This is a genomic window from Bombella pollinis (assembly GCF_026385485.1).
Lineage (GTDB): Bacteria > Pseudomonadota > Alphaproteobacteria > Acetobacterales > Acetobacteraceae > Bombella > Bombella pollinis.
In genome coordinates, this window is sequence record NZ_JANIDX010000004.1 from 222106 (window position 1) to 229701 (window position 7596).

Below are 7596 nucleotides of genomic sequence, written 5' to 3' on the forward strand. Positions count from 1 at the left end.
ATCGCTCACCTTATTATGGAAGATTATTATAATTTTCCACCCCTAATGAGAAGACTTATTGCGTAATTTGCTCTTACGGATGCCATAAGCGAAATAAATGACAAACCCAATGGCCAACCAAATGAGCAACCGTGCCCAAGTAAGTGGGCTCATGGAGGCAATGACAATCCCACAGGTGATGATTCCTGAAAAGGGAATGAGTACTGGCCCACCCGGTACGCGGAAGCTACGCGGGGCATTAGGAGCGCGGAAGCGTAGGGCGGTGACGCCTGCACAGACAATCACAAAGGCAAGCAATGTACCGATGGAGGTCATCTCGCCCAAGGTGGCAATAGGGACGCACCCGGCGAGTAGGGCGGCTGCACAGGCGGTGATGATATGGGCTGTCCAAGGGGTGCGTGTACCCTTATGAACACGCCCTAAAAAGCTGGGGAGGAGGCCATCTTCTGCCATATTCATAGCAATACGGCTTTGGCCGATGAGGAGGCCGAAAAGGACGGAAATAAAGCCGAAGGTAATGCCGATTTTTACCAATACAGCCATCCATGGCAGATGGATTTTATCCATAGCCGTGGCAACAGGGCTGGGGTCATGGGCGAGGAGATGGTAATCTACGACACCTACGAGAATGGTTGAGAACACAACATAGATAATCGCGCAAAGCAGCAGGCTACCTAAAATCCCAATGGGCATATTGCGTTGAGGGTTGCTGGTATCTTGTGCGGCGGTCGAGACAATATCAATGCCGATATAGGCAAAGAAAGCCATACCCGCAGCGCGCATAATGCCGCTGACACCAAAATGGCCAAAGCTTCCCGTATTTTGGGGGATAAAGGGGTGGAAATGGCTGACATCGACAAAGGGTGTGCAGACAATAATCAGCCCAACAATGACCAAGAGCTTAATGAAGACGACCAGCGCATTCAGGCGGGCAGAAAAATTAGTTCCCCGCATAAGTAAAAGTGTGATGACGAAAAGAATGAGCATTGCCGGTAGGTTGCACCACGCATGAGCGGTTTGGCCATTGGGCAAGGTGAGGGTTGTAAGAGGTGGATTAAGGAGGCGCGGGTCTATGAGGATGTTCCACCCTTTAAGGAGGGAGGCAATATAGCCCGAAGCACTGGAGGCCACCGCCCCAGCCCCGACAGTATATTCCAAAATCAAATCCCAGCCGATAATCCATGCGATGATCTCACCAAGGCCAGCATAAGCGTAGGCATAAGCCGACCCACCGGCGGGGAGCATCCCGGCAAGTTCGGCGTAGCATAGTCCGGCAAAACTTGCGGCGATAGCGGCGATGAGGAAGGAGATAACCACCGCAGGGCCAGCATTTTGCCCAGCGGCCACACCGGTGAGGGAGAAAAGCCCAGCCCCAACTGTGACACCAACGCCCATCATGATAAGCCGCCACGGGCCAAAGACACGCTTCAACCCATTAGGATGATTGGTGGGGGGGGCGACTGGTTTTCTCTGCAAAAGGGGCGTGGTCATGATGGCTCTCACAGTATTTTTAAAGGTAATTATCCCGCAACGATAGACGCGCTTAGCTCTCATGCTTATAAAAAGGAAGAGTTTTTTTGCAGAGAGATGCGTAGCGAATGTCCGACAACATCAAAAAATCTACCCTTCATGCTTTCTATCATGCTCCTTTAAAGGAGCGTGACGCCGAGGTTAGTGCGATTCTGAATGCCGAGTTGGAGCGTCAACAAGATGGTATTGAGTTAATTGCCTCGGAGAATATGGCATCTTTTGCTGTGATGGAGGCTCAAGGCTCTGTTCTGACCAATAAATATGCGGAAGGTCTGCCCGGTCGCCGTTATTATGGTGGCTGTGTTGATGTTGATAAGGTTGAGAATCTTGCCATTGAGCGTTTGAAGAAGATTTTCGGCGCGGAGTTTGTCAATGTGCAACCTCACTCTGGGGCTAATGCGAATCAGGCCGCCTTTATGGCATTGGCTAAGCCCGGTGATACCATCCTCGGTATGAGCCTCGCAGCGGGGGGGCATCTCACCCATGGTGCCGCGCCGAATTATTCCGGCAAATGGTTCAATGCGGTGCAATATGGTGTGCGCGGGGAGGATGGTCTGCTCGATTATGAGGAGATGGAGCGTCTGGCTCGCGAGCATAAGCCGCGCATCATCGTAGCGGGCAGCTCTGCGTATCCGCGTGTGATTGACTTCCCTCGTTTCCGCAAGATTGCTGATGAGGTCGGGGCTTATTTGATGGTCGATATGGCCCATTTTGCTGGGCTTGTAGCGGCTGGCCTTTACCCAAGCCCGGTTCCGCATGCAGATATTACGACCTCCACAACGCATAAAACATTACGCGGCCCGCGCGGTGGTATTATCATGACGAATGATGCAGACATCGCGAAGAAAATTAACTCGGCGGTGTTCCCGGGCCTTCAGGGTGGCCCTTTGATGCATGTGATTGCAGGTAAGGCTGTGGCTTTTGGTGAGGCTCTGCAAGAGGAGTTCAAACATTATCAGCAGCGTGTGCAGGCTAATGCGCGGGCTCTGGCTGATGAGCTGTTGAAATGTGGCTTCGACATCGTAACAGGTGGGACCGATACGCATCTCGTGCTGGTGGACCTGCGTCCTAAGAAGGTGACTGGCAAGAAGGCGGAAGCTCTCATGGAGCGTGCTGGTATTACCGCGAACAAGAACGCCGTACCATTCGACCCAGAAAAGCCTTTCGTGACCTCCGGCGTGCGTTTGGGTAGCCCGGCAGCAACAGCGCGTGGTTTTGGTGAGGCGGAGTTCCGCCAAGTGGCGCGTATGATTGATGCGGTGCTGAGTGCCGATGAGGAGGATGAAGCAACATTCGCCCGCGTGCGCAAAGAGGTGAAGGAGCTATGCGCTCGCTTCCCAATTTATGATCGTGCCTCTGCTTAAAAGGGCTGGTAGCCTGCTCCCCTATGGTCGTGATGGTCGCCATTCGGCCATAGGGGGATGGGTTTAGAGCGTCTCGGTCGTGATGATGCGGATGCGGTAGTTGATATGTTTTTCAATATCGCGTAGGCGGGCGCGTTCATCAAATGTCGCGAAGGTTACGGCACGGCCTTGCTTCCCTGCCCGGGCTGTGCGGCCAATGCGATGAATATAAAGCTCTGGCGTTTGAGGCAGGTCCATATTGATGACGAGTTGAATATCATCAATATCTAGCCCACGGGCTGCTATATCGGTTGTTACGAGGATGGCTCCAGCCTGCTCTTGGTAACGCTCTAACGTCTTTTTCCGTTCGCCTTGGGTTTGTCCACCATGCAGGGCGATGGCTTTATATCGTGCCTTCCTCAACAATTTGGCAACAGAATCAGCCCGTTGTTTCGTTTTAGTAAAAATAATGGTGCGGCCTGTTTTCCCGTCTTTTAGGTGAGGGGTAGTTTCCAGTAGTTTTTGTAGGAGTGGCTCTTTTTGGTCATCTGTGATGAAGAGGGCTTGCTGGCGAATACGTCGCGGCGTGACTTCTTCTTCTCCCGGTTCGACCCGGATAGGGTCTTTTGTTACGCGTTTGGCAAGAGCCATGACAGGCGCAGGCAGGGTGGCTGAGCAAAAGACCGTTTGGGGACGGTCAGCAATATAGGGGACAAGGGCCGTCATACTGGCTGAGAACTCCTCATCTAAAAGGCGGTCTGCTTCATCCAGCACAAGATAGAGAATATGCTCTAACGATAGGTCGCCTTTCTCCACAAAATCGAGCAAACGGCCATGAGTGGCAACGATAATATCGGCCCCTTGCGCTAAGGAGAGAGCTTGTTGCTCGCGTGGGACACCCCCGCAAATCACACGCGTTTTGAGCGGAAGTTGACGGCCCAACTGGCGGCAAACTGCTGCGGTCTGCATGGCTAAATCGCGTGTTGGCTCTAAGATGAGGATGCGCGGGATAGAGGGGGTAGAGCCATCCTCTTTAAGATGAGCAAGTTTTTGGAGGGCAGGGAGAACAAAAGCGGCGGTTTTGCCGGTCCCTGTTTGGCCGGGTAACAGAACATCTCGCCCTGCCAGCAGGGGCGGAATAGCGTGTTGTTGAATCGCTGTCGGTTTCATCATGCCCGCTTTTTGTGCAGCATGCGTAAGAGCATCGGAGAGGCCAAGGGTTGTAAAATCACTATGGGTCATGGAGGATAGTCTTGCTAGAGAGGAGGAATGATGATGGCTTAATACCCTAGGGAGCCTTTTCACGATGCATGCGACGATTATTGCCGAGGATTATGCCGGGATGCGTTCACAAGGGCGAGGCTTGGCAGAAAGGGCGGGTTTCTCTTGGGATTTTCAGCCTATTATAACACAAAAAGATTCATGGGTCCTTCGCTTACCCGTTCGGTTTTGGCCGCGTTCTTTGGGTCTTTTTGCACCATTTCATCTATCCTCTGCAACCCGTCTTATTATCAGCCTCGGGGGGAAGGGCGGGGTCGCAGGGGCGGCTCTGGGAACACATTATGGTCTTCCTGTCGTACAGATTCAGCACCCTAGAGCGCGCCTTTCTCCCTATGCGTTAGTGATTGCTAATGAGCATGATAAGCTTAGCGGGCCGAATGTATTATCTATTCGCACGGCGTTGCATGATGTCACCCCCGCCCGTTTAGTAGAGGCTGCACGGTGTTGGCATAGCCCCATTCGTGCAGGGGCGGAGAGGGTTCTAGGGGTTCTTCTTGGCGGGTCTAATGGGCGGTATCGTTTTGAGGAGAGTGAAGCCGCAGCTCTTGCTGCACAAATTGCCGGCTTTATACGCAAAACGTCAGTTCGATGTGTTATCACGCCATCGCGCCGCACATCCCCTAAGGCCCTTGCCTTTATGCGTGCTCATCTTCAGCCTCTAGGGGCTGTGGTGATGGATGGTGAGGGGAAGGAGAACCCTTATATGGGCTTACTCGCCTGTGCTGATATTTTAGCCGTTACCCAAGATAGTGTCTCGATGATTTCAGAGGCGGTGGCAACAGATAAACCCGTATGTATTTTGCCGCTAAAGGGTAGGTCTTCACGGATAGATTCTTTTGTAAAGACCTTACAAAAAGCGGGACGTATTCAGTCTTCTTTAGACGTAGCCTCATTTATTCCTTGTTATCATCTTGACGATACTTGGCTAGCAGCGGAAGAAGTAAGACGGCGTATTCAGTTTGAGCAGAAAGGGTGATTCCATGTTGGACATTAAAACTTTTGGACCGCAGGGCGGTAATGTCCTCTATAAGGCTCTCTCTCACCCGCTGATTGTTGAGGAGATGAAAACGCTGGAGGCGGCGTTAAAAGGCAAGAGAGTTGCTTTTTATGACCCTGATGAGTACGCCCCTACGTTATGTGGGCTTTATCCCGCTATTCAACCGGCTTTGATTTTAACGCATGATAGTGAGCAAGTTGGTCAGGCTGATGGCCTAGGCGGGCAGAAGTGCGCCATTGTTCACGCGGCTAATTGTGATGTGGATGCCATCCTCGCTTTGTCGTTTGAGGATGCTAAAATGCGTTCCCGCCTTGGGGCATTTATAGGGGCTATACCGCTTTATACATTGGGTATAGCGCGCCTGCCAGATATGTTCTTCCCCTATAAGCGGCCTTATTTAGATAAATGTAATTTCGCAACTAATTTTGCCTTCTTTCGCGAGACAGAACATTTCAGCACCCGCTTAGTCACGGCGAATTATTGGTCTAATTACGGGGCAGAGTCTTTACGCTATTGGCTCCGTCTTTACGATGAGCAGGGCCTTATTCTGGCAGAATGGCATCATGATGTAGAGAACCCCGCCGCCGGTGTGGTGATTGATAGTCAAGAGGTAAGGGAACGCTTCAATCTCCCGCATTTTACAGGGCAGCTTTTCATCCATGTAATTGGGGCAAAAGGGCATGATGTCGTAAAATACGCTCTTGATAGTTTTGGTCGCAAAGGTGACCCGAGCCTTTCTGTGACGCATGACGCTAATGCGTGGCCCTCCATGCGCTTTGCGACCCTTCCCGCGCCTGATGATGATGAGACCGTATATCTCTGGCTGCAAAATAGCCACGGCACAACCATTCCCGCAGGGGCTATAACCCTCAACCCTATGGGGGAGGATGAGCATTACCCCATCGCTCAGCCTATCGGCCCTTATGAGACGGTTGCGCTGGATGTCGGCGCGTTATTGCCTAAATGGCGGTGGCCTGCCCAGTTGGAGTTACGCTCTGGCCAACATCTGGTTCGCCCACGGTACGAAATTGTACAGCGGGGGCGCACACGCATTGCCCATATGAATGTCGAGCGCGCCAATTTACAACCCGACCCCGCACTTCGCACTATGTCGCCCCTCTTAGGGCGCGGGTTTGTACTGCCTTTCCCCATCCCTAATCCCGCTTTGTATGAAAGTTTCGTCCAGCCCAACCCGATGTCGGAAGCACTAACACATATGCCGCTGCGGTTGGATGTGTTTGATGAAGCCGGTCAGGAATGTGGCCAGCATTTCCTTGGCAATTTACCGCGTAATTATCAAGGGGCGATAGCCCTGCATGAGCTTCTTCAAAAACCCGGCCATGCGGAGCTTGTATATGACTTCCGCGATGGTGGGGAGGCTGACGGCTGGCCTCATGCTTTAATGCGTTATCGCCATCGCAAAACGGACCATGCGGCCGAGACGAGCTTTGGCGGGCATATCTTCAACACTATGATGACATGGCGTAACGAGCCGCAATCTTATGCTGGTCCCCCGCCGGGACTGACAACTCGGCTCTTTTTAAAGCTTGGTCAAACTCTTGATAGCACAATGCTACGGAGTTTTTGTTACTTGATTTACCCGACCTCCCTGCGTGAAGGCCGCGCCCCATCCCAAACGCGCTTGCATCTTCATGCTGCTGATGGGGCGGAGCTGGCTCAGGCTGATATTACCATCCAGCCTTCTGGCTCTTACCTTCTTCAACCGCATAAGCTGTTTGATGCTTCATTGTTAGACCAAGCAGGGGAGGGCGGTTATGTCTTAATTCGTGACTTAACATGCCGTCTTTTTGGGTATCACGGTTTAGATAATGAGGCTGGTGGTTTTTCATTAGACCATATGTTTGGTTTTTAAAGCAGCCCTCTTGCATGGGGAGAGAACAGGTGCTAGAAGCCACTCACCCCATTAAGGATGCGTAGCTCAGCGGTAGAGCACTGCCTTCACACGGCAGGGGTCACAGGTTCAATCCCTGTCGCATCCACCATAAATCCCCCTGAAACATAAGTGTTTTTAGATATTGGGTGACGCCCAACATGCTGTCCACCGTCATTTGCGCATGACCGTGAAAATGTGCGAGCGTTCAAGAGTCTTGCCCATTCATTTTCAGGGATTTCTCCCTCAGTGAGTGCCCCTTTCTTTAAGGGCATGATTCAGGGTGACCATATGGAGGCAGCGGCTTCATCTGTAATGGGAGATGCACTGACGATAGAGGGGCGGCCATATCCTCATTATTGCGCCCATAGAACGCGTTACCGTCATGCTAACGATATACAATTATTTATGGAGCGCAGCATAAGCCTTGTTGGTACGTTTGCAGCGTGCGAATTGTAGAAGGTAGTTAGGCTCTATTGCGTATTGGGGGTTGTGATGCGGGGCATTGTTGCGGGGATTTTGAGTTTTGTGGCGTTTGTTTTGGTGTCTGGTGA

General features: G+C 51.9%; 6 protein-coding genes and 1 tRNA gene. 5 read left to right on the forward strand and 2 right to left on the reverse strand.

Annotation, left to right across the window (positions count from 1 at the left end):
- Nucleotides 1–42: 42 nt before the first annotated feature.
- Nucleotides 43–1491, reverse strand: a complete 1449-nt coding sequence (locus NQF89_RS05620; RefSeq protein WP_266137717.1) for an APC family permease — start codon at nt 1489–1491, stop codon at nt 43–45.
- Between the two features lie 107 nt (nt 1492–1598).
- Between NQF89_RS05620 and glyA the strand changes: the two genes are divergently transcribed.
- Nucleotides 1599–2894: a serine hydroxymethyltransferase gene (gene glyA / locus NQF89_RS05625; RefSeq protein ID WP_155579255.1), complete on the forward strand. Its 1296-nt coding sequence runs from the start codon at nt 1599–1601 to the stop codon at nt 2892–2894.
- Between the two features lie 63 nt (nt 2895–2957).
- Here glyA and NQF89_RS05630 read toward each other — a convergent pair whose 3' ends face one another.
- Entirely contained in the window at nt 2958–4115 is a 1158-nt protein-coding gene (locus tag NQF89_RS05630; protein WP_266137718.1) for a DEAD/DEAH box helicase, read from the reverse strand.
- Nucleotides 4116–4179: 64 nt separating this feature from the next.
- Here NQF89_RS05630 and NQF89_RS05635 point away from each other — a divergent pair, with 64 nt between their 5' ends.
- The 4 genes from NQF89_RS05635 (at nt 4180) to NQF89_RS05650 (ending at nt 7501) form a co-directional block, all read left to right on the forward strand.
- Nucleotides 4180–5130 (forward strand): mitochondrial fission ELM1 family protein, encoded by a 951-nt coding sequence (locus NQF89_RS05635; RefSeq protein WP_266137719.1) that lies wholly within the window; start codon nt 4180–4182, stop codon nt 5128–5130.
- Between the two features lie 4 nt (nt 5131–5134).
- Nucleotides 5135–7024 (forward strand): hypothetical protein, encoded by a 1890-nt coding sequence (locus NQF89_RS05640; RefSeq protein ID WP_155579258.1) that lies wholly within the window; start codon nt 5135–5137, stop codon nt 7022–7024.
- A 55-nt stretch (nt 7025–7079) separates the two neighbouring features.
- Nucleotides 7080–7154, forward strand: a tRNA-Val gene (locus NQF89_RS05645).
- Between the two features lie 137 nt (nt 7155–7291).
- Nucleotides 7292–7501: a hypothetical protein gene (locus NQF89_RS05650; protein WP_266137720.1), complete on the forward strand. Its 210-nt coding sequence runs from the start codon at nt 7292–7294 to the stop codon at nt 7499–7501.
- The last annotated feature ends 95 nt before the right edge of the window (nt 7502–7596 follow it).